17 protein-coding genes and 1 pseudogene are annotated in these 22,609 nt (G+C 62.1%); 7 read left to right on the top strand and 11 right to left on the bottom strand.

Annotated features, from left to right (window positions below):
* Positions 1–132: 132 nt before the first annotated feature.
* Positions 133–333 carry a hypothetical protein gene (locus tag AC07M1_RS17925; protein ID WP_294063112.1) on the bottom strand — a complete coding sequence of 67 codons (201 nt, stop codon included), beginning with the start codon at positions 331–333 and terminating at the stop codon, positions 133–135.
* Between the two features lie 175 nt (positions 334–508).
* The gene (locus tag AC07M1_RS17920) at positions 509–1,144 is read right to left on the bottom strand and encodes a TetR/AcrR family transcriptional regulator (RefSeq protein WP_495163999.1); all 636 of its coding nucleotides are present in this window, start codon (positions 1,142–1,144) and stop codon (positions 509–511) included.
* A gap of 73 nt (positions 1,145–1,217) precedes the next feature.
* Here AC07M1_RS17920 and AC07M1_RS17915 point away from each other — a divergent pair, with 73 nt between their 5' ends.
* From AC07M1_RS17915 to AC07M1_RS17900, 4 genes are read left to right on the top strand one after another with little or no spacing between them, the layout of a single operon-like run.
* Positions 1,218–2,390, top strand: a complete 1,173-nt coding sequence (locus AC07M1_RS17915) for an efflux RND transporter periplasmic adaptor subunit (protein WP_495163998.1) — start codon at positions 1,218–1,220, stop codon at positions 2,388–2,390.
* Positions 2,391–2,403: 13 nt separating this feature from the next.
* Positions 2,404–5,604 carry a multidrug efflux RND transporter permease subunit gene (locus AC07M1_RS17910; RefSeq protein WP_495163997.1) on the top strand — a complete coding sequence of 1,067 codons (3,201 nt, stop codon included), beginning with the start codon at positions 2,404–2,406 and terminating at the stop codon, positions 5,602–5,604.
* Positions 5,597–6,979, top strand: a complete 1,383-nt coding sequence (locus AC07M1_RS17905; protein WP_495163996.1) for an efflux transporter outer membrane subunit — start codon at positions 5,597–5,599, stop codon at positions 6,977–6,979. Before AC07M1_RS17910 ends, AC07M1_RS17905 begins: the two co-directional genes overlap by 8 nt.
* A gap of 31 nt (positions 6,980–7,010) precedes the next feature.
* Positions 7,011–7,616 (top strand): TetR/AcrR family transcriptional regulator, encoded by a 606-nt coding sequence (locus AC07M1_RS17900; protein WP_495163995.1) that lies wholly within the window; start codon positions 7,011–7,013, stop codon positions 7,614–7,616.
* 99 nt (positions 7,617–7,715) lie between these two features.
* Here the strand turns inward: AC07M1_RS17900 and AC07M1_RS17895 are convergent, their stop codons facing one another.
* The 4 genes from AC07M1_RS17895 to AC07M1_RS17880 all read right to left on the bottom strand — a co-directional run bounded on the left by AC07M1_RS17895 (position 7,716) and on the right by AC07M1_RS17880 (position 11,669).
* Positions 7,716–8,759 carry an AMP-binding protein gene (locus tag AC07M1_RS17895; RefSeq protein WP_495163994.1) on the bottom strand — a complete coding sequence of 348 codons (1,044 nt, stop codon included), beginning with the start codon at positions 8,757–8,759 and terminating at the stop codon, positions 7,716–7,718.
* A 122-nt stretch (positions 8,760–8,881) separates the two neighbouring features.
* Positions 8,882–9,775 carry a glycosyltransferase family 2 protein gene (locus tag AC07M1_RS17890; protein ID WP_495163993.1) on the bottom strand — a complete coding sequence of 298 codons (894 nt, stop codon included), beginning with the start codon at positions 9,773–9,775 and terminating at the stop codon, positions 8,882–8,884.
* Positions 9,772–10,980: an ATP-grasp domain-containing protein gene (locus AC07M1_RS17885; RefSeq protein ID WP_495163992.1), complete on the bottom strand. Its 1,209-nt coding sequence runs from the start codon at positions 10,978–10,980 to the stop codon at positions 9,772–9,774. Before AC07M1_RS17885 ends, AC07M1_RS17890 begins: the two co-directional genes overlap by 4 nt.
* 26 nt (positions 10,981–11,006) lie before the next feature.
* Positions 11,007–11,669, bottom strand: a complete 663-nt coding sequence (locus AC07M1_RS17880) for a hypothetical protein (protein WP_495163991.1) — start codon at positions 11,667–11,669, stop codon at positions 11,007–11,009.
* Positions 11,670–12,191: 522 nt separating this feature from the next.
* On the opposite strand from AC07M1_RS17880, the pseudogene AC07M1_RS17875 reads away from it, so the two are divergent.
* Positions 12,192–12,463 (top strand): annotated as a pseudogene (locus tag AC07M1_RS17875) (transposase); the annotation flags it as partial.
* A gap of 623 nt (positions 12,464–13,086) precedes the next feature.
* Here AC07M1_RS17875 and AC07M1_RS17870 read toward each other — a convergent pair.
* Positions 13,087–14,553, bottom strand: coding sequence for a DUF6035 family protein (locus AC07M1_RS17870; protein ID WP_495163990.1), 1,467 nt, complete (start codon positions 14,551–14,553; stop codon positions 13,087–13,089).
* Positions 14,554–14,600: 47 nt separating this feature from the next.
* Entirely contained in the window at positions 14,601–15,374 is a 774-nt protein-coding gene (locus tag AC07M1_RS17865; protein WP_495163989.1) for a BrxR family transcriptional regulator, read from the bottom strand.
* A gap of 74 nt (positions 15,375–15,448) precedes the next feature.
* Between AC07M1_RS17865 and AC07M1_RS17860 the strand changes: the two genes are divergently transcribed.
* Both AC07M1_RS17860 and AC07M1_RS17855 read left to right on the top strand, forming a co-directional pair.
* Positions 15,449–16,594, top strand: a complete 1,146-nt coding sequence (locus tag AC07M1_RS17860) for an exonuclease SbcCD subunit D (RefSeq protein WP_495163988.1) — start codon at positions 15,449–15,451, stop codon at positions 16,592–16,594.
* The gene (locus tag AC07M1_RS17855; protein ID WP_495163987.1) at positions 16,591–19,665 is read left to right on the top strand and encodes an AAA family ATPase; all 3,075 of its coding nucleotides are present in this window, start codon (positions 16,591–16,593) and stop codon (positions 19,663–19,665) included. The genes AC07M1_RS17860 and AC07M1_RS17855 overlap by 4 nt, the downstream gene beginning before the upstream one ends.
* Positions 19,666–20,368: 703 nt before the next feature.
* Here AC07M1_RS17855 and AC07M1_RS17850 read toward each other — a convergent pair.
* From AC07M1_RS17850 to AC07M1_RS17840, 3 genes are all read right to left on the bottom strand, one after another.
* Positions 20,369–21,028 (bottom strand): hypothetical protein, encoded by a 660-nt coding sequence (locus AC07M1_RS17850; RefSeq protein ID WP_495163986.1) that lies wholly within the window; start codon positions 21,026–21,028, stop codon positions 20,369–20,371.
* A 347-nt stretch (positions 21,029–21,375) separates the two neighbouring features.
* Positions 21,376–22,008 (bottom strand): tyrosine-type recombinase/integrase, encoded by a 633-nt coding sequence (locus tag AC07M1_RS17845; protein WP_495163985.1) that lies wholly within the window; start codon positions 22,006–22,008, stop codon positions 21,376–21,378.
* Positions 22,009–22,107: 99 nt separating this feature from the next.
* On the bottom strand, positions 22,108–22,587 hold the full coding sequence (locus AC07M1_RS17840; protein ID WP_495163984.1) for a hypothetical protein: 480 nt from the start codon (positions 22,585–22,587) through the stop codon (positions 22,108–22,110).
* Positions 22,588–22,609 lie beyond the last annotated feature (22 nt).

Here is a 22,609-nt window from a genome sequence, read left to right as displayed (position 1 = left end):
GTCAGCCCGTATTTCGCACGCGCCACGAACGCTCGCGCAGCCCCCGATCGCGATCGGGGGATTGCGCACGTGGCCGCGCCTGGTCGGCCGAAGCGGCTGAGCGTACGGCAACACAGTAGCCGTACGCGGAAGTTATCCCTTCGGTGTCACCCAGACCGATACAGGCACTACCACCTTTCCCGGCGCGGGCTTGCCTACCTCCACGCGGTCCGCTTTGACCAATTCACCGGTCTCCAGGTTGAAAGACGCCCAAGGCTTGGGCATCCGTCCAAACGACATCTTCTGGATCGGCTGACCGGTGGTGGAGTTCATGATGGTGGCAATGATTGGCATGCCGGCGCGTTACTCAGCCGCCCGGATACCTGTCCAGCACACCAGCGCCAATTGCTGTGGACGATCAGGCCGACGTGTCAGACCGCACTGCCATGACGCCTCCTGATGCCCGCATTCCGGGCTTCTAGATTGATCGTTCGACAACCGGCCTGAGCACATGATCCGGACTCACGTGTCAGCGATCCGTCATCCTGGTAGCTCGTGCGAAAATGTCCCAGCGCTCGTCGAAGAACGCCTCCGCCGACTTTCCCGCAAAGATATCGTCCTGACCGATACGCAACAGCCGCCCGGCGCTGCCGATCAGGTCGGCGAGAAGCAGGCACAGCTTGTGCGGCGGTTCGTCGACGATACGGCCGTCGCGTTGCGCCGCTTCGACAAGTGAGATCATCGGCGCGAGATAGAGCTGGTTCCAGCGGCCGAGATTCTCCCGCATCTCGGACGAATAGGCCGCCTCGGCGAGCAGGAAACTCGTAAAGCTGGCATTTGCCGGTTCGATGCTGAAATGGAAATAGCGCCTCGCGGTCTCACGCAGCGTGGTCACCGGATCGGCTTCGCCGACCACATCCGCGATCGTCGCGGTGAGCTGCGCCAGATCGCGCTCGACTACCGCGTCGACCAATGCGAGCTTGCTTGGGTAGCGGCGGTAGATTGTGTGCTTGGTCACGCCGCACGCCGCAGCGATCTCGTCCATCGACGCGCCCGTGATTCCCTGTTCGCAAAAGACCGCGCGCGCCTTGTCGAGCACCAGATCGGCGATCTCTGCCGCCTGCTCACGCGTTGGCCGCCCCGGACGTTTCTGTTCCTTCTCCACGGTCGCGACTTAGCGGCAGAAAAAAGCACTGACCAGTTGCTTTTTTGCGCTTGCGAGATAAAGGCACCACTGAGTGTCGATTCTGGAGATTCGCGTGCCGACCACATTTTCCCGCATTCCCGGTACCCTGACCGGCGCTGCGCTTCCCGCGCTTCTGCTGATCGCGGGATGCAGCCAGCCCGCGCCTCAGGCACCGCCGCCGCCGGTTGTTGACGTCGTCACGGTGACGACAGGCAGCGTTCCCAACATCGTCGAGCTACCGGGCCGGATCGAAGCGGTGCGATCGGCCGAAGTCCGCGCACGGACCGACGGCATCATCAGCCGCCGCCTCTATCAGGAAGGCACCGACGTGCGCGAAGGCACGCCGCTGTTCCAGATCGACCCGCGCGACAAGCAGGCGCAGGTGCAGCAGGCACGGGCCGCACTTCAGCGCGCGCAAGCGGCGCGTGAAAATGCGGCAGCGGTCATGCAACGCTATCAGCCGCTGGTGAACGACCGCGCGGTGAGCGCGCTGGAATATGACAACGCCCGCTCCGCGCTGCGTCAGGCCGACGCCAGTGTCGCCGACGCGCGCGCGATGCTGGATCGCGCGCAGCTCGAGCTTGGCTATACATTGGTGCGCGCGCCGATCAGCGGCCGCGTCGGCCGTGCGCAAGTCACGGAGGGCGCCCTTGCGAGCGCGGCGAGTGCGACGCTGCTCACCACGATCGAGCAGATGGAACCAGTCTATGCGGTCTTCACCCAGTCGAGCGCCGAGCTTCAGCATCTGCTGGCACAGGCACGCACGGGCGCGGTCGATCTTCCTACCCTCTCGCGCGTAGAGGTCCGGCTCGTTCTCGAAGACGGCAGCGATTATGGTCCCGTCGGCCATATCGATTTCGCCGATCAGACGGTGAACCCCTCGACCGGCAGCCAGACCCTGCGCGCCACCTTCGCCAACCCGGCGCGTGCACTGCTGCCCGGACAGTTCGTGCGCGGCCGGATCACCGCCGGCACGACCGGCAATGGCATCGCGGTACCGCAGCGTGCGGTGCAGATCAGCAATGAAGAGGCGCGGGTCGCCGTCGTCGGCACCGACGGTACGGTGCAGTTCCGCACCGTCACGCTGGGCGGCCAGACCGGTTCGCGCTGGGTCATCCGTTCAGGTCTCAAGGCCGGCGAGCGCGTGATCGTCGATGGCTGGCAGAAGGTTCAGACCGGCCAGAAGGTGCAGGCCCGCCCCGCCGCCCCTGCGGCGAAGAAGTGAACGGACACCCGATATGAATCGCTTCTTCGTCTACCACCCGGTCTTTGCCTGGGTGATCGCCCTGTTCATTGCGATCGCCGGCGCGATCGGTCTGATGAACCTGCCGGTCGAACAATATCCCGACGTCGCGCCCCCGTCGCTCAACCTGATGGTCCAGTATCCCGGCTCCGACGCCGATACACTCGACCGCAACGTCACCTCGGTGATCGAGAAGGAGCTGAACGGTGTCGAGAATCTGCTCTATATGAGCTCGACCAGCCGGGCCAACGGCTCGGCTCAGATCGCGGTCACCTTCAAGTCGGGCACCGACATGGATGTGGCGCGAACCCAGGTTCAGGACCGGCTCGGCCGCGTCGAGACGCGCCTGCCGGAAGAGGTCCGCCGCCTCGGCATCCAGATCCGCGAAGCCTCGTCGGGCTTCCTCGCGATCGTGGCGCTCACCTCAAAGACCGGCACCACCCCGATCCTCGATATCGGCAACTATGCCAGCAACAGCATCCTCGACGAGCTTCGCCGGATCGAGGGCGTCGGCGACGTCCAGCTGTTCGCGTCGCCTTATGCGATGCGTGTCTGGCTCGATCCCGAAAAACTTGCCGGCTACAATCTTTCGGCAGCCGAGGCGCTTGCCGCCGTCAAGGAACAGAACGGGCAGACCGCCGGCGGCGGGCTTGGCGATCAGCCGCTGGCCAAGGGCAGCGAGTTCAACGCGCGCATCATCACGCAGAACCGTTTCTCGACGCCCGAGCAGTTCCGCCAGATCATCGTCCGCTCCAACCCCGACGGCTCGACCATCCGGCTGAGCGACGTCGCACGGGTCGAGCTTGGCGCCGACAGCTATAATTTCTCGTCGCGCCTCAACGGCAAGCCCGCCGCGATGATGGCCATCCAGATGACGCCTGGCGCAAACGCGGTCGCCACGGTCGAATCCGTTCGTTCGCGGATGGAGGAGTTGTCGACGACCTTCCCGCCCGACATCGGATGGTCGGTGCCGTTCGATTCCACGCCGTTCATCAACGCCTCCATCGACAGCGTGGTGAGCACGCTGGTCGAGGCGATGGTGCTCGTCTTCCTCGTCATGTTCCTGTTCCTGCAGAATTGGCGCGCAACGCTGATCCCCACCATCGTCGTGCCCATCGCGCTGCTCGGCGCGTGCCTGGGCCTGTGGCTGTTCGGCTATTCGATCAACACCTTGTCGCTGTTCGCGATGGTGGTCGCGATCGGTATCCTCGTCGACGACGCGATCGTCGTGGTCGAGAATGTCGAGCGCATCATGGCCGAGGAAGGCCTGTCCGCCCGCCGCGCCACGGTGAAGGCGATGGGGCAGATCACCGGCGCGATCGTCGGCATCACGCTGGTGCTGATCGCGGTGTTCATCCCGATGGCGTTCTTCCCCGGATCGACGGGCGGTATCTATCGCCAGTTCTCGGTGACGCTCGCGATCTCGATCCTGTTTTCCGCCGTGCTCGCGCTGACCCTGACCCCGGCGCTGTGCGGGGCACTGCTCAAGGCGAACGAAGCGCATGGCGCGGACGGCCACCATCAGATCGAGCCCAAGCCGGGCGTTCGCGGCTGGCCGCAGCGCTTCTTCAACTGGTTCAACGACCGGTTCGGTCGCGCCACCGACAGCTACACCCGCTCGGTCGGATCGATGCTGGGCCGGCCGGCGCGATGGCTCATGGTGTTCCTCGTGATGATCGTGGTCACCGGGTTCCTGTTCACCCGCGTCCCCGGCGGCTTCCTGCCGAACGAGGACCAGGGTTATGTGATGATCAACGTCGACGCGCCACCCGCGGCGACCGCGCAACGCACCGAGGTCGCGATGCGCAAGGTCGAGCAGTTCGTACTCGCCCAGCCGCAGACCGAGCTCGCCGTGTCGATCTCTGGCTTCAACTTCTTCGGCCAGGGCCAGACCGCCGGCATGGTGATCCAGCGGCTCAAGCCGTGGGACGAACGCCCGGGCGCCGCCAATTCGGCCGCGACGATGGCGGGCAAGGTCATGGGCTTCGTGCAGAGCATTCCGGAGGCGAACATCTTCGCGATCACGCCGCCGCCGATCCCGGCGCTCGGCAACGCCACAGGGTTCTCGATGAAGATCCAGAACCGTTCGGGTGACCGCGCCGCGCTGCTCGACGCGCGCAACCAGATCCTGGCCAAGGCCATGCAGAGCAAGCTGCTGGTCGGCGTGCGTCCCGAAGGCCAGCCCAACGCGCCGCAGCTCTATGTCGATATCGACCGGGTCCAGGCGCGCGCGCTCGGCCTGTCGATCGCCGACGTCAACGCCACGCTGTCGATCTCGTTCGGCTCGGCGTATGCCAACGACTTCGTCCGGGAGGGCAGCGTGCTGCGCGTCTATCTCCAGGCGGCTGCCGAACAGCGGATGACGCCCGAGGACGTGCTGGCGCTGCGCGTTCGCAACGATCAGGGCCAGATGGTTCCCTTCTCGTCCTTCACCCAGGTCCGCTGGACCGACGGGCCGCAACAGCTTGAACGCTATAACGGCTATGTGTCGATGACCATCTCCGGCCAGGCGGCGCCGGGCCAGTCGAGCGGCGACGCGCTGCTCGAAATGGAGCGGATCGCGACAGAAGTCCTTAAGGGCAGCAACGCCTTCGAATGGACCGGTGTCGCGCGCGAGGAGAAGGAGGCCGGCGGCCAGGTCGGGCTGTTGCTCGCGCTGTCGTTGCTGGTCGTGTTCCTGCTGCTGGCGGCGCTCTACGAAAGCTGGGCGATCCCGCTATCGGTGCTGCTCGTGGTGCCGTTCGGCGTGCTCGGCGCGGTTGCCTTCACCTTCCTGCGCGGCTTCTCGACGGACGTCTATTTCAACGTCGGCCTGATCACGATCATCGGCCTTGCCGCCAAGAACGCGATCCTGATCGTGGAGTTCGCGCTGGAGCAACGCCATCGCGGCGTGTTCGAGGCGACGGTCGAGGCGGCGCGCCAGCGCCTTCGCCCGATCCTGATGACCAGCCTCGCCTTCATCCTGGGCATGGTGCCGCTGGTGATCGCATCGGGTGCTGGCGCGGCCAGCCGCCAGGCGGTCGGCACCGGCGTGATGGGCGGCATGATCGTGGCGACGATCTTCGGCATCTTCTTCACGCCCGTCTTCTATCTCGCCGCCCGCCGCTGGCTGGCACGCGACAACGACCACGAAGCGGAGGACGCGCGCGAGGAAGCGGAAGACGCGACGCGCGATCCGGAGACGAACCATGCGTAAAGTCATTGCCCTTGCCGCCGCCGCCTCGCTCTCGGCCTGCAACTTCGCCCCGCAATATCGCCAGCCGCCCACGCCGGTGAGCGCCACCTTTCCCGAGGCGCAAACCGGGTCCCGGCTGGCCACCGACATCGGCTGGCGCGAGTTCTTCGGCGATGCCCAACTCCAAGCGTTGATCGAGACCGCACTGGCCAGCAACCAGGACCTCGCCCAGTCCGTCGCCCGGATCGAGCAGGCCCGCGCGCAATATCGCATCCAGGACGCATCGCGCCTGCCCGAGCTGGGCGGGCAGGCCGGCGCGGGCCGCAGCCGCACCTCGGCGGCGCAGAGCGCCGGAAACGGTGCGGTCACACGCGACCAGTTCAACATCGGCGTCGCCGTGCCGGCGTTCGAGCTCGACTTCTGGGGACGCGTCCGCAACCTCAACGATGCCGCGCGGGCACGCTATCTCGCGACGGTCGAGGCCGAGCGCGCCTTTCGCCTGTCGCTGATCGGCCAGGTCGCCGCCACCTATCTTACCGTTCGCTCGGCCGAGGAGCGTATCGTCCTCGCCGAACGCAGTGTCGCCAGCCGCCGCGAAGGGCTGCGTATCGCCCAGCGGCGGCTGGATGCCGGCGTCACATCGACGGTGGACTACGACCAGGCGGCGCTGCTCGTCACCCAGGCGGAGACCGAGAAGGCCGAGCTGGAACGCGCGCGCGCGCAGGCGGGCAATTTGCTCACCGTGCTCGTCGGCGGCCCGATCGAAACCGCGCTGCCGGCTGGAAATCCCATCACCAGTTCAGGTCAGTTCCGCGATATCGATGCCGGGCTGCCCTCGGCACTGCTGGCGAACCGTCCCGACATCCTCGCCGCCGAACAGCAGCTGCGCGCCGCCAATGGCGATATTGGCGCGGCACGTGCGGCGTTCTTCCCCAACATCTCGCTGACCGGCAGTGCCGGCTGGGCCTCGACCGAGCTTGGCGACCTGTTCAAGGGGCCGTTCCAGAGCTGGTCGTTCGGCGGCGCGCTCAACCTGCCGATCTTCGACTGGGGACGCCGCGAAGCACAGCTCGACGTCAGCAAGGCGCGCGCGCAAGAACTGACCGCCGCCTATAGCCGCGCGGTGCAGGAAGCGTTCCGCGAGGTTGCGGACGCGCTCGCCGGCCGCCGCACCTATGCCGAACAGATCGCGGCCCAGGAGCGCGCGGTCGCCTCCCAGCGCCGCCTCGCCCAGACGGCGCGGCTGCGCTACGACAATGGGGTCGCGATCTACCTCGAAGTGCTCGACGCCGAACGCAACCTGTTCGCCGCTGAGCAGCAGCTGCTCGCATTGCGCACCGCCGAGTTGCAGAACGGCGTGTCGCTCTACATTGCCTTGGGTGGAGGCCTGAAGTGACAGGCCACCACCGAACCTCCGGGAATCCGGGATGATCTGCGCAAACCGTCGCGCGCCGCCTCGGCGCGGACGGCCGCGCGATCCGGCAATCGATGCGCGCATCCTGACCAGCGCGCTCCGCCTGTTCGGCAGGACCGGCTGGGCGGATTTCTCGATCGAGAAGGCGGCAAAGAGCGCCGATGTCTCGAAAGTGACCCTCTATCTGCGATGGCCGGACAAGATCTCTCTTCTGACCGAGGCGCTGCACTTCGCCTATCCGCCCTGGACCGTGAACGACAGCCTCGAAGCGGAGGAGGCGCTGATTCTCATCGTCGAACGGATGATCCGCGAGCTTACCCATGAAACCGGTTGGGCATTACACCGGGCATTGCGCGATCCGAGCCTGCCGGTGGCGCTTCGGGATTCATGCCGCACGATGGTCAGTGAGCGGTTCGCCGTGATTGACCGGCTGATCGAAGACCTGTGCGAGGGAGAAAGACCATCTCAGTTCACACCGCAATTAGCCCGTAGGGCGCTTGTCGGCGCGGCGATGGGAGCGGCGGGAGACGTTCTTCTGACGGCGCGCCAGTTCGACCCGACCGACGCGCGTAAATTTGCCCAGGAAGCCGTTCGCCTGATTCTGTCTCGCTCGGCCTAGCGCCACTGGACTATTTGCGGCCTAAGCGAACGATGGCCGCGTTACGGCTACGGAATGACAGCATGGCAGGGCTGCAATGCGCTCCAAATACGATCCCGGTCAGCGCCGGAAATCGGCGATCAGAGGCGTCTTGGATGTCACAGGATCGTGATGAAGCATGCTCATGGTGACGCGCTGAACATCGAGCTCCACGTGCAGCGCCACTTCGTGCATCAGCTGCGCGAGTCCCACTGCTGCGGCGTCGATTGAACAGTTCCCGGTCGGATCGACCAGCATCAGATCAAGACGATCCCGGCCCCGCTCCTTTCGCCGCAGCTGAATTTGAAATGCCTCCGCACCCGTGGCGAGCGGCGCAAACAGCGGCAGGTCGAAATGCTGTTCGGCGAGCAGGAACGAACGCGCGTTGCGTCCACGCAGTTCAAGGAGGCGAACGCCGTCGTGCTCGATCAGGCGCCCGACATCGCCGACAAGGTAGCGGAACACCGGAAACCGCTTTCGATAACCGTTGGTGATCGCGAGTTCGCCAAACCCGTCGGGGTCCGGAGACATCACCTCGGCAACAATCTGTGGCAGGATGCGGAATAGCCCGGGCTTGCGGCTCACATCGGACCACGCCCAGATGCCTGTCTCGGCGCCACCGTAGAGCGAGCAGAAGTCACGCGTGCCGAAGTCTCGAGCGAAGCGCTCCGCGGCACCCGCAGGAAGCGGCTCGCCAGCATAGAGCAACTGGGGAATCTCCAGGCGTGCTCCCGCGCCGCGGAGGAATTCGGCGAAGAGTTGAAGCTTTGAGGGTGTGCCCAGCAGATGCGTCGGCGCGAACCGCCGCGCCGCCGCCAGGATATCCTCATAGCGGGCATGCGCGCTCATCGGCAGCGAGGTTGCGCCACAGCGTTCAAGCAGGTCATCCACGATCGCGGCGCTGCGATACATGTCGGCATAGCCGAACAGATTGAGCGCCACCGTCCGCCCATCGAACATCCCTGCGGCGAGCAACTCCCTGGCCAAGGCGTGACGCTGAGCGTGATTCTCTTCAATGTCGACCGGAAACACCAGCGGCGTGCTCGTGCTTCCGCCCGACCGAACCAGGTAGACGCCGCGCGGCTCGGAGCCGGGCGCGAAACGGTCGAGATGCGGCTTGAGCACGACCTTGTCGGTTGCCGGCGCCGCGCGATGGTCGTCGATCCCGGCAAAATGGTCGCGGTAGAAGCTGTGCGCGCGAGCCCGGGCAAAACCGTCGCGCAACAGCGCTTCATCGCCAGGACTGGTCATGAGACGACCGTTCGGAGCAAGTCACGATAGTGCGCCAGGAACAGGGGCCGCTGTTCTTTGGGCAGCGTAGCAAGCGCATGCTCGTGCCAGCGCGCGGCGAGCATCTCCGCCATCCTGCGGTCGTCGGGGTCGGAACTGTGGCGATAGCGCAATACCGTCGGCGGTACATCCAGCGTGCGCCAATCATCGTATCGGCGACGCGACAGACTATCGGGCACGATACGAAAGCGGATCAGCGGCGGCGCGATCAGTCCCACGCGCGCACCGGCGGCAACGACATCCTTGAGCACGCGATACCAAAGGTCGACGCCCTCGTTGAGCTGGGCGCCCGCATAGCGGTGTTCGCCGAGCCAGCGACGCCGAACGACGACGTTGCTGGCGCGCCCCATCATGAACTCGGGGTGCGCAACGGCGCGCGGAGGGTCGATGAGCAGGAAGAGGCCATCCTCAATCGGCTCGAGCTCGCCAGCCAACAGCTCAAGCTCCGGAAAGACCTCATCCGCGGGTTCGCTTGCAAAACCGATCACCGCCATCGCCAGTGCGTGACGGTCCATGACCTCCCGCATGTGTCGCAGCGCATCGGGGCGCAGCATGTCGTCGGCGTCGAGGCAAAGGAGCAGTTCGCAATCGGTACGCTCGATGCCGCGATTGCGGGCCACGCCCGGGCCGCCATTCTCCGTGCACCGTATCAGCTCGACGCGGGTGTTGCCGAGCGCAGTAACATGGCGGGAAAGTGCTTGCTCGGCGGCTTCAGCACTACCGTCGGTGCTCGCATCATCGACGATGATCAACACATCGGGCGGGGCCTCCTGACCGGCCAGCGACGCGATGGCTTCGCCGATGAACGCCCGCTTGTCGAACAGCGGAATCACGACCGCAAGGCTGGTCATTGCACGATCAACGGAAGGTAGATCAGGCCTCGATCACCATGGAGGTTGATCACCGACGCGTTGGATCCACGGAAGACACCCGGGCCGTAGCTGGTCGCGTCGTGGCACAGCTGCAACCCGACCAGATGCGTCGCGCGGGCGTCGCCGGGCGCGCCAAAGTCGCGCTGCGGAAGGTAATGCTGATACATGTCCTTCGACCAGTCGCGTTCGACGCGCGCGCGCCACGCCGTCTCACCGCTGTCATGGCGCACCAATGCGTCGATCCCGCGACCGCCGCTGCTCCGTTTTGCGATCATGTCCTCATCGCGCGCGAGCATCGCTTCGCAGCCATTGGCATCGGCGATCGCCCAAGAGGGGATCAGGAAGGCACCCAGTTCGTCCGCCTCATCCGCCGGCAACAGAGTCCGGCGGATCGCATCGTCCCACAGCACAGCGAGCACGCGCTTGTCATGGACCAGGATCAGCGTACGGACGTCGTTGAAATAACGCCCCGTGTCGATCAGGTGTCGCAGCACCTCGCAGGGGATCAACGGCAGCTCGCTTCGGTCCATTTCAAGAATGACATGGTCGATTGCCCGCCCCGCCGCGTGCAATCCGCCGTCTTCCATCCCGATCTCCGCCGGTGAGACGGACATGAACTCGATACCACGGTCGCGGAGCGCTTCGGCGAGAAGGAAAATCTCCGTGCCGGCCTCCCCAGCATGCAGCATCGCCACGGTATCGCCCGGGCGATATCGGTCGCACAGCGCGTCGATAAACCCGTGCCCGGTCACATCACCCAACCCTGCCGCGGCCGCGAGCGGCGCGAGTGCCTCCGCCGCACGCTCACTCACCATCCAGCCATTAAGCGGATAACGCGCGCCGATCTCGCAGACCCGCGGCTGGCCATCCATGTCATGGACGAGGTCCGGGCGATACCAGCCGACGCGATAGGGTCTTCCGCGCGCCAGTTGCAGAATCGCTTCCATCGGTTCGGACAGCGCATAGGCGGAGCGGATGCGCGCATCGTCGAAATATCGCTCGACGATCGCGCGCAACGCCTTGTCGAGCAACTGGTTCAGCCGTTCGAGACGCGTCAAATAGGCGCGCGTGATCAGCACCGGCATCGCCGCGAGTTGTTCGCTGTCGATGATCGGGGGCTCACCGAGCCGAGCCGCCAGCGCCGGGCGTAGGTCCTCGGCGAACCCCTGCTCGGCGATCCGCAACAATGGCGCTCCGACACCGGCACCGTTCAATGGACCGCCTCGACCTCGAGTCCGTCGCGCAGGCAGAGATGCTCGAGCACCGCTGCCTTCTTTTCGAGATAGGTCTCGACAATCTCGTCGAGCGAATAGTCGGCGATGTCGACATTCATGGCTTCGGCAAAATGCTGCAACGCACTCAGCGCATGAAAGAAATGGTCCTTCTCGGTCGGCCCGGTGTGAACGCTGATCCAGGCGAGCGTGCGGAGACTCTCCGCGTCAGTGAAGCCATATTCCTCGGCCAGCCAGCGCCGGAACAGCGGGAGGATGAACTCGACCTCGCCATGCGTGTAGATCTCGTGCGCCAAGGTGGTGAGCAATGCCACCATATGGTCGCGGTTCCGCAGCGAATTATGATCCTTCCAGTCCTTGAACTCCTTCGCCGCGGGATGAAGGTAACGCCGGGACAGCCAACGGTCATCGCCAACGATGTCGGTCGCCATTCTATAGAACATATCCGAGTGAAGCACCCGGTGCGTGACCGCGAGATCCTCATCGATGATGCGATCGAGGCTGGTGAGCGTGCGCAGCAGCGCGCCCTCATTGCCGACCCGCTGTCCGCGATGAAGCATGAGCGTCAAACGATTGCCAATCCCCGAAACGGTAACCGCGCTGTTGTTGGTCTGTGACCAGCTGTGGAAGAAACCGCTCAATGCTTCGGGATCCTGTCGCTTCCGGGTCAGAACGCGGAACCCCTGCTCGATGGCGTGGAAGTAACGAGAATTATCCGAAAAGCATCGCACTAGATTGGTCTTGATGTGCGAGTCTGGTACTGTTTCAAGCACGGGCAATATGATATCTTGCAGAGACCCTGCCATAACCACCCCCTTTTTTTGATTTTAAGGACATGCCTGATATCAAAGGGCAATGATAGCACAATACGCCCCGAATTGGATGGTTATTATATAATATACATTTAACGAATGATAAATTGACCATTTGAAATGTAAGTAAATAATTAATACCCCTTAGTATCCACCACCCCATCTATTGAACCACGGTCGCCTTCAAGGTATTCAGCAAAGGCAGCGAATGGCCAAAATTAGGATCAGCACCCATTGATGTGAGAGGCGCGATCCGATTCAGGCTCCACAAGGAGACTGAATGTGAGCGACCCGTACTGGCTGACGAACGAGTAGATGGCGCGGCTCGAGCCGTATTTTCCGAAGAGTCACAAGGCACAATGGCTGCTCGCCGACCGCGGCTATGATGCCGACTGGTTTAGAGACGCGCTGGAGGGAAAGGACATCAAGCCCTGCATCCCGGGCCGGAAATCGCGCAACGAGCCCATCAAATACGACAAACGCCGCTACAGGCGCCGCAACCGGATCGAGATCATGTTCGGCCGTCCAAGGGCTGGCGCCGGGTCGCGACACGCTACGACAGCTGCCCTAGCGCTTTCTTCCCCGCCATCGCACTCGCCGCCACCATCATCTTCTGGCTCTGATCAGCGAGTCCTGACCCTAGATCGTGATTGATGGGCGAGAACACGAACAAAGCCGCCGAATCCCCACTAAGTCATGAAAAAACTGGTGCGCTTACAGGACTCACATCGAGCTCTGTAAGCCGCAGAAAAGCTGGGATTTCTAGCGCCATTCGATTCCGTGGCCCCAGCATGGCCCCACCCTTAGTTCGGTCCGTGCGAGGGACACGAACCCGCGCCGAAGCGGGATTTACTGGTACGATTCGGCACATCTCAACAGGCAATTGCGGGGCCCCGAACTGCGTCCGAGCGTAGCGAAGAGGCAGCATTTGGGCCGTAAGCGGCCTGGCCGCTTTCAGGTATCGGACGGTGAAAGCGGACATGTCGAACTAGACGACCCGCACGGCTGGAATTGGGCCGCCAGCTGACAGTCCGTTGTCAGATCGAAAATTACGGAAAGCTGACATTCTCAATTCAAAGCCGGGTGTCAGCACTGACAGAACTGCCATTGGGACGAGCGAAGCGGCTCCCTGATAGCGGTCATCCGTTCACCTTCAGCGGCCCCGATTGTCCGGGTCCGGGTCTGGGACTTAGCTGCCGTCGGCTGGCGTCGCATCGAACGGCAGGCCTAGACCAAAGCGGCCAAGCTACGCAGCCGCGCGCCCGAGCTGATCAGGATTGTCGTTGTCGGAAAGTGACTTCCGAGAGGCTCCCTTAGAGAGGAATGCGCAAAAGCGCTCCTCATCCACTGCCATCCTGAATTTTGAGTCACGGAGAAGGGCGGCCCGGATCGCCTCAAGCTTTGCCCTCAGCTTCCCAGTTCGATCATCGCGATACAGCGCCTCTTTTGTCCCGAACCTGCGAAGCATGTGGCCAAAGGCTAGAAGCAGCTCAGGGTGTTGGTGGATGAGATGATGCCCGAGTTCAGCGAAGGTCTTGTAGCCGAAGCCAACCGGTTTTCCCGCCTTTGCGCTCTCGATCAGATGGACGATGCGAGTAGCCGTCAGCAGGTCCGGGTATTTCCCGTCGAGGCCGCAACCCATGGAACGAAGGCGATCATTGAGCAGCAACCATGCCTGGTATCGAGGGAGGTAGTCGTTATCGCGCGAGGCATCGAGAACGAACTGAAGCACTTGCTCGCGTAGCTTATTCTCTCGGCCTTCCCGGGCCTGCCTCGCGGCGGCTTCTACAGCGGCGACCCTTTCCAAGCGGGCCGCCCTGAGCTCTTCTCGAAGTCTTGCGGCCTCTTGCGCATAGTCGAATGCGACGACCGTCTGGCGGTCCACATCAACCGCAATCTCATCCCACTGGACCTCGCGCTCGACCCACTCATCGACAATCTCATCGCCCTGAATAAGCGGCCTGCGGTACCAGCATGTCATGGTGAAGGTTCCTGCCGCTTCGGACGCAGCAGCACTTCTTTCATCGACCACGAAAACGTTGGAATTGTTCCCGAACAGGATGTCGTCATCGGTCATACGCCGATAGCTCGGGTGGAAACTCGGCAGAACCCAAACAAGTGCCGCCCCTTCGGCCCGATAGAACTCCTTCCGGTTCAGCACGACGTCCATGAAGGTAGTGCTTAGCTGCACTTCGAAGGCCAACCTCTCGGTTTCCGTTCGCGCAGAAACGTCGGGCCGGCGCAGGCCGCTCAGACCTTCGCTCGCTTTCCAGGTCTTTTCTAATGCCATGTCCTTGAACCGGGGGTCGGCCGAGAGGCTCCGCAAAAGAAGTCCCTTGATCCGCTTGTGCGCCGAGCTCTCCTGAGCGCCGCGGTACTTCATGGCCCTAATATCAGCTTCGCTCAGCTCCGTTCGCGTGACAGCGGGGCACGAGCCATCTTCATGGCGATGCCGAAAGAAGAACCGCTTGGTTGTACTGCAAGCTAGATATACCGGGACACCGCACGTCGCACAGACGAGGCGTGCTTCGTCACGTTTGACGAGCGCCTTGAGTTTCTGGCGGAGCAGGATCGCGTGCTCATACCGGAATGCCCGGATCAAACGGTAGACATCAAGCACATGGCCGGTGCTCGGGTTCCTGACCGTGTCGATTTCCGGCCTTGTCACCGCCGATGCCCTTGCCAGCGGATCGACTGTCGTGTTTCCAACCATGGACATCTCCTTCCCTTGAAGCAGCAGACTTTGCTCGCACGGCGAGGCTAACAGCGTTCCAGTCGTGCCCCCGCTCGGTTGAGCCCCCAGCGTCGCTCGACATAGAATTCGAGCGACCTGCGGACCTCGAAGCTCAGGACCTCCTGCGTGAATCCATACTCTAGCCGGACGGCGGCCTGCTGCTCTTCGGTCAGGCTGCTCAGCGGCCGAAGCCGGATCTCGACGAGCTCCTCCCAGTCATCATCGCGCGGAAGGTCTTCGTCGACCGAGGCCACGGCAAAGGTGCTGTCAGGCAGCACCCGCACCGGCACGAAGTCGCGCCATTCCTCGCGGTGGAAGCTCCAGGCCCGAACGTGCAGGCGCTCACCGTCGGAAGCAAATTGCGCAGGCGCGATCCATTGGTTCTGACGCAGCCCACTCGACATCGACACATAGCCGATTTCGATCTTTTGCCGCTGCTCGATCGCCTGCCAGAGACGCCGGATCACGAATGGCGGGCACTGCCGAACAGGCGAAGGTAGAACGGAAAGGCTCTCCGATGCCGGATGGCCGACGAATTCATCCGGTGAGCCTGCATCCTCGACAAACGGCAGGCCGCGATGGCGCGGGTCGGCAACATAGCACTTTCGCACTGTGTCATAGCCAGGCTTCGGCTCGGCAACCCGCTCGAGATATTCCCTGAGATCGATCGCAGCCTGCGGGGATGAGATCCCAAAACGCTCGATCAGGTCCTTGCGGTTCACCTGCCCGCGCCACGTCAGGCACCTGTCGAGATAGACCAAGCGAGCGAGCATTGCCGGCTTGAGTGTGGGATCGGCCATGCCCGAACCCTACTTGACGCACCATCGCTCGTCTATATAAAATTTATACGTACCTTGGATTCGAGGACAGACTAATGCGCATCTTGCACACCAGCGATTGGCATCTGGGCCGACAATTCCATGGCCTGTCCCTCGATGATGACCACGAGCACATCCTCGTCCAGATCCTCGCGGTGATCGATGACGAGCGTCCCGACGTCGTGATCATCGCCGGCGACATATTTGACCGGGCGAACCCGCCCCAAAGCGCGATCAGCCGCCTCTCGCAGTTCCTCACGACCGTGCGGGCAGCATCCAATGCAGCAATCGTTATGATCGCCGGCAACCACGATTCCGCCGCGCAGATCGGTGCGATGGGCGTTCTTGCAGATGGCGGCGCGGCGATTGTGCGCGGACCACTGGATGAAGATGAGCGGCCGCTCGTCATTTCCGACGACCATGGCCCGGTGGCTATCTCCGCCCTGCCCTTTGCCTTCGAATATGCCGCACGTCTGTGCTTCGAAGACGACGCCATCGCCTGCCCTGCGGATGTGATCCGGGCCCAGCTTGCCAGCGCTCGCAGGCACGTGGCCGAGGGGATGCGGTGGGTTGTCGTCGCGCACGCCTTTGTCGACGGCGCCGCGACCAGCGAAAGCGAGCGTCCGCTCACACGCATGGTGGGCGGGATCGAGACGGTGTCGGCTGCGGCCTTCGACGGGGCGCACTATGTGGCCCTTGGGCACCTTCACCGCCCGCAACCGGTCGGACTGGATCACATCCGTTATTCGGGCGCGCCTTTGGCATTCGGCTTCGATGAGGAGGGTCAGCAGAAATCCGTCAGCCTGATCGATCTTGCGGCCGACGGCACTGCAGCAGTGACCGAAGTTCCGCTGCGGCCGCTGCGTCAGGTCAGAACCATTCGGGGCAAGCTGCTCGAGCTGCTCGCCGCCACGGAAGTGTCCAACGACATCGTCCGCGTAGTGCTCACGGACGACACCCCGCAAATCGATCCGATGAAGAGGATCAGAGCTTTCTATCCCAATGCCGCTCAGCTCTCCTACGAGCGCAACGAGCGCCCCATTGCGCAGGGCCTCGAGGACAAGCGCGCTGCGATCGATGACCCGCAGACGCTGTCGTCTGCATTCCTCGAGTTTATCCGCAGTGAGCCGCTTTCCGAGGCAGAGGAGCAGATTGTGGCGTCCGCTTTGCGATCCTTTGCGATCATGGAGGAAGGCGCATGAGACCCATCAAGCTCACTCTCAGCGCTTTCGGTCCCTATGGCGGTGCTGAGACGATTGATTTTCGCGAAGCGACGAACGCTGGCCTCTTCGGGATTTACGGCCCCACAGGATCAGGCAAGTCATCGATCTTCAGCGCAATCTCATTTGCCCTGTTTGGCGAGGGAGCCAAGGAGGAACAGGGCATCGGGACCATGCGGTCTGATTTTGCACCTGAGGATCTCCTCACTGAGGTCAGCCTGCAGTTCGAGCTTAGCGCAAAGCGCTACTATGTCAGGCGGCAGCCTGACCAGGCACGGCCCAAAGCGCGGGGCGAAGGCCGCACGATGCAGTCACATGCTGCCTGGCTCTTCGATGTATCGGAAGTAGCGATCGATGATGTCAGCCCGGACTGCTGCGGGACTCCGCTGGCAGAACGGAAGGTCAGCGCGGTCCTGCGACATATTGAAGAGCTTCTCGGCTATGGCGCGCAGCAGTTCCGCCAGATCGTCCTGTTGCCGCAAGGCAGGTTCGAGCGCTTCTTGGTGTCGAACAGCAAAGACCGGCTCGAAATCTTACGAGAGCTGTTCGACGTCTCCCTGTACCGCCAGCTCACCGAAAAGCTGAAAGCCGATGCTGCAAACATCAGGCGGGAGATCGAAGACGGCTATCGCCTGCACGGAAATCGCCTTCAGACGGAGGGTTTTAACAGCTCGGACGAGCTCAATGACGGCATTGCCTTGGCACTTGAGCGATATGAGTTTGCCCAACTGGCGGTTTCCGAGACGACGACTGTGCTCGCAGTCGCCAACAAGGCCTACGCGGCCGCCGAAGAGCAGGAAAAGCGGTTTGTCGAGGTCGAGGCTGCATGCGCTGCACTCAAGCAGCTCGAAGGGCAGGGCCAGACTTTCCAGGCGATGCGAACACGCAAATCCAGGGCGGAGCTGGCGCGGCGCATGTCGGATCTCGACACCAGCGTTGCCGATGCCCAGAGGCGCTACAGCGCAACGATTGAAGCACACGCCAACGCTGAAATTGCAGCCAGAAAAGCAAGCGATGCTCTTTCGGCGGCGAGTGCGACGCTGCTCGATCTTCGCTCCCGCGAACATGAGATCGAAGACCTCGCGCGCAAGATCGACCAGCTGAACCGCCACAAGCAAGTTCTGGTGGATGCCGCCGAGCGTCTAACTGACCTTGAAACCGCTGAGGTGGTGCTGGAGCGCGCAAAGCAGGCTCATTCCCAAGCAACCGACACCGAGACTGGGGCGGCTGATCTCTGCGAAGAGAAGGAGACTGCGCTCGCGGCAGCCCAATCGAATGCTCTTGAGCGGCAGAAGCTGAATGGAGCACGCGACGGTTTGAAGGGCGAGCTCGATGCAGCGCAGGCCTTCGCAAAGGCCACGCAGGCTGTGGGCTTGTCGCAAGACGCCTACAAGAAAGCATCGGCAATCGCCCGCGACGTGCAGGCCCGCCATGCCGAGGCAGTCGGTGTGGCCGAGACGCACGAGCGCGCTTTCATTTCAGCCCAGGCCAGCGTCCTTGCCCAGCGATTGCAGGATGGGCACCCCTGCCCGGTTTGCGGCGCCAGCAACCACCCCGAACCAGCGCATGGTTCAGGAGATGCGGGTGCACTCGAAAAGGCTTGGCGCGACGCTCAAGGCGCGGCACTTGCCGCATCCAAGGTTGACCGCGAGGCCCAGGCAGCCGCCAGTTCGGCCCATGCTATTCTCGAAGCAAACCGTGCAGCCCTGGACGGACTGTCGCAACCGAAGCGCGGCGTGATCGAAATCGATGGCGAATTGCAGCTCATCCTTGCCCAGATCGACTCTTTGGGCGCGCACGTAGACATCGGCCTTCTCACCCAAGAACTGGATGACGCACGCAAGCGCAATCTGGTAGCGACAGAGGTCCTCCAGATGGCTCGCGACGCGCTGGGCAAGGCAACGACTGCAGAGGCACTCGCCCGCCAAGCCTACGACGAGAAGATTGCATCGGTCCCCGAAAACCTGCGCCAGCAAGACGGTCTGCAAACCGCAATCGATGCCGCCACCGCAAACTTGAGCGGCCGCAAACAGGCACTTGCCGATGCCGACGCGAAGCAGCGCGAGTTTGATGCCCTTGCCATCAAGGCCGCAGCCGAACTCCAGAACGCCGCCACCACGGTCAGCGAAAGCGAGAAAGACCTCGCCGCGAAGCAGGCCGCATTCGAAGCCCGTCTTGTCCAGCTTGGAATGGTCGAGGCAGACTATCGCACCGCAATCACCGATATTGCTGCGATCGCGGAACTGGAGAAAGCAATCGCAGGCTTTGAAACCGCTCTTGCTGAAGCCCGCGCGCGCGACACGATCGCAAAAAACGCCGTGAATAACGCGCAGCGCCAAAGCTTGGAGCCCTACCGTCTAAGCTGCGTTCAAGCACAGGCGGTGGCAGACGATGCGGTAAAGCAGAGCGCCACCGCCCAGCAGCGTCACCAATCACTTGTCGACCTACAAGCCAGCTTGGCTGACCAACTTGAGAACCTTCGGACTCTTGAACAGTCCTCAAGGGCGCTGCGCGGTATCGCCGAAGCCTTCGACGGCCAGAATGAGATGCGGACCAGTCTCGAGACATTCGCCATCGGTGCGATGTTCGATCGGGTTCTCGAAGCAGCGAACCTCCGGCTTGATCCCATGACTAGCGGCCGATATCGGTTCGAGCGCGACACCGAGAGCATCGGAGGACGCTCAAAGCGTGGGCTGGACGTTCGCGTTCACGACATCGAGACCGGCCGCGCCCGCGAGATCATCACGCTTTCGGGCGGCGAGACCTTCATCGCAGCTTTGGCCCTGGCACTGGGCCTGTCCGACATCGTGGAAATGACCAATGGCGCGATCAAGCTCGACACCATTTTCATCGATGAAGGCTTCGGAAGCCTCGATACGGATAACGACGCCGGCACGCTCGATCGGGTCCTGCAGGTGCTTCAGAATATCGTTGGTGAGCAGCGTGCCGTGGGCCTGATTTCACACGTGCCCTTGGTGCAACAGGCAGTTCCAAATGGCTTCTCCGTGCACAAGGGTGAAAATGGCAGCCAGATCGAGGCTCGGGCAGGCTGACTATTCATTATGCGTAAATTAGTACGCAATTGAAATGTAGGTGATTTATGGAAACTTATCGAGATTGGGATAATGATTCAGGTGTTCGAGCCTTTGAGATTTCTGAAGGTCAAATCGACATTCAATTCAAAACTGGAGCAGTTTACCGGTATACATCTGCCACAGTCGGCTCAGCAAACTTTGATCAAATGGCAGCCCTTGCGAGGGCCGGTGAAGGTTTGAATAATTTTATAAATAGCGTTGTAAAGAATCGATATTTATCAAGGCTGCGTTAGAGAAGGTGCCGTTTGCAAATCTGCCCGGCATGGTTGTCTATCGGATGCTGTTGCGGACGAATGAACAATGGCATGAAAGCGAAATGCTAACGAAACTTGTCCGTGCGATGTAGCGCTTCTTCCGCGATCAGGAAATTTCACTAGCGCCCTAATATTTGGCAGCAACATATGAGGCATGCTGCCATCGGAGACCGCATTGAGGGCAGCTATCCTCAAGCTAGTCCTACAACTTGCCGTTCCGCAGCGTCCCAAGTTTGGCCGTCAAAGTCGATCGGTACCTTCGTCCGCTTTCGGGCGTTCGCCTGGTGGGCGGGAATGGTCGATATGGAGGGCGCGTAGCCGTCGGGCCGGTGAGCCGGAAATCGAACGGCCGCTAGCGACCCAAGGCAGTCGTTAAGACCAGCTTTCGCCTCACCCGAAACCGTCCGTTATTGATTGGGAGCGGCATTGCCCGGTACAGCGACGCCGGGCGTTTGTTCGCCAGCCTCGGCGGTTTTCTTGGCGTCCTCGGCCGCCATCAGTTCCCATAGCTCAATGCTCTTCGAAATCACCGGCATGTCTTGGAAATACTCAGCGCCTAGCGGTACATCCATGAAGGCATGCACTCCCTCCATATGGCTCGCGATCCCTTCAAGCTCCGCCGCCGCTGCATTGATGCTCACCTCGTTCAGGTTCTTAAGTCGCTTCACCTGAAAGCTCTTATGCTTGCGGTTCACGATTTCAAACGTGCCGCTGTAGCGGTCTTGATCAAAATGGCCGTGAGCAAGCGCATTCCGCACCCCGTTCAGTTCGGGCAGTCTCCCGTTGCCCACTCCGCCAAGACAAAGATGCGGAGCGACCCGCATGAGTAGTGCGAGGTTCGTTGCCCTTGCGGAGAAGTCACCGAGCGCCAGATAATTTAGCGAGCCGTCCGGTGCGACAATCTGCACCGCTTTTTCGAGAATGGCCGACATCCAAAAATCGACCTCGTTGTGCGCCATGATGAAGCGACCTAGGGCGTTTTGATATCCAGACCGTATGGCCGGATCGGCGTAGGGTTCGTCGGGGATGTCGTCGCCGTCGAAGGGCCAATCATGTTCGTCAGACACTGGTACCCCCGCTTCTGTTGCGTGATGGATTTGTCGATAAAATCGTCCGGAAAATGTCGAGACGACACATCCTCTACGAAGCATGCCAGACGTTTTGTCTTTTGCGCATCCTCTATATGCAGCGTGGCACCACGCGAACATCTCGCTCGTTGGATGATTGCAAGATCGTTGGATCTCAGCCCTAAAGTAGGGCGGCTTCCCACCCAATAGCTGCCGTCGGGGACGCTGGTCCAATGAATGGCAGCTTTCGGGAGCGCCGCGCGGTGGGCCGAACGACCGGAATTGGGGCGCATAGCTGCCCGGCATTGGAGTGGCCCATCTGCAACCGAGACGGGCCGCCCCTGCGGTCAAATCTCTGTCCGCTCTGCAAGGATTAGGGCATCCTCAATGTCGACGCCGAGATATCGAACCGTATTCTCGATCTTTGTATGGCCTAGGAGGATCTGGATTGCGCGAAGATTGCCCGTGGCCTTGTAGATCATCGACGCTTTGGTACGCCGAAGCGAATGCGTGCCATACTCGGTGCGGCGAAGTCCGACGGCATCGACCCACTCGTCCACGAGCCTGGCATACTGGCGCGTGCTGAGATGGCCTGCATGATCCACACGGCTCGGAAAAGCATAGTCGTGGACGGCCCCGCCTCGACGCTCGAGCCAAACGAGCAGGCTCGCCCTGACATCAGCTGTGAGCTCGAACTGCACCGGCTTCCCCGTTTTCTGCTGGATCACGATAGCTCTGGTCCGGATGTCAGCTCCGGAAACGATATCGCCGATCTTGATCTTCACCAGGTCGCAGCCCCGTAACTTGCTGTCGATCGCCAGATCGAACAGTGCCCTGTCGCGAAGGCGGCCTTCTCGAACTAGGAAGAAGCGTACAGCCCAGATCTGCTTCTGCGTCAGGGGCCGCTTTGTGCCGACCGTCTTACCGGCGTTCCATGCCGGTCGGTGCTGCGCGGCAGGGTCATATTGCGAGTGTCCCATCGTTCATCTCCACGGCCTTGTTGGCCATCGAGCAAAACGCCGGCATGCGCATTGGCCAGCTAGAAGCCGTCGGGCGGGAGGCGACCCAATAGCAGTCGTTCAGCGGCAGCGCGTGTTGTCGGCAGTTCGGACGTAAACGGCGGACGTCCCATCCGATGCGACGCTGATCCTACCGCCAAAGCGGTCGGGCGTGCGCAACTCGCTCGGATTATCCGAATATGCTGTGAGCAACGGCCAAAAATAGCCAATGCCGCGCGCTTCCTTGAAGTAATATCGACCGCCGGCTGTTGGCTCCAATCGAAGTGCCGGGTGCACCGAAAGTTGATAGCCCTCCTTGTTGGGCTCAGCCACGTAGCTGAACGAACGGCCGGTTCCGTCCAAAATGTTGATGCGATCAGGTCTTATCGATAGCGGCGGAGCTCCTTCAAGATGATAGCATCCCCACACGGTACGCGGGTCGATAGGATCACGCCGAAGAAAAAGAGCGCCTAGAATGACCAGCAGGATGATCGGGCCCATCAGAATAGCCCATCCGATGATCTTGGCTCGGACGGGCACGGTTCTGAAAAAATCGTCCATGACACCTCATTGGCATCACTGA

This window comes from Sphingomonas sp. GW821-FHT10C01, assembly GCF_059415525.1.
Note: the sequence above shows the minus strand (reverse complement) of the source record. Positions and strands in the feature narration are given on the sequence as shown.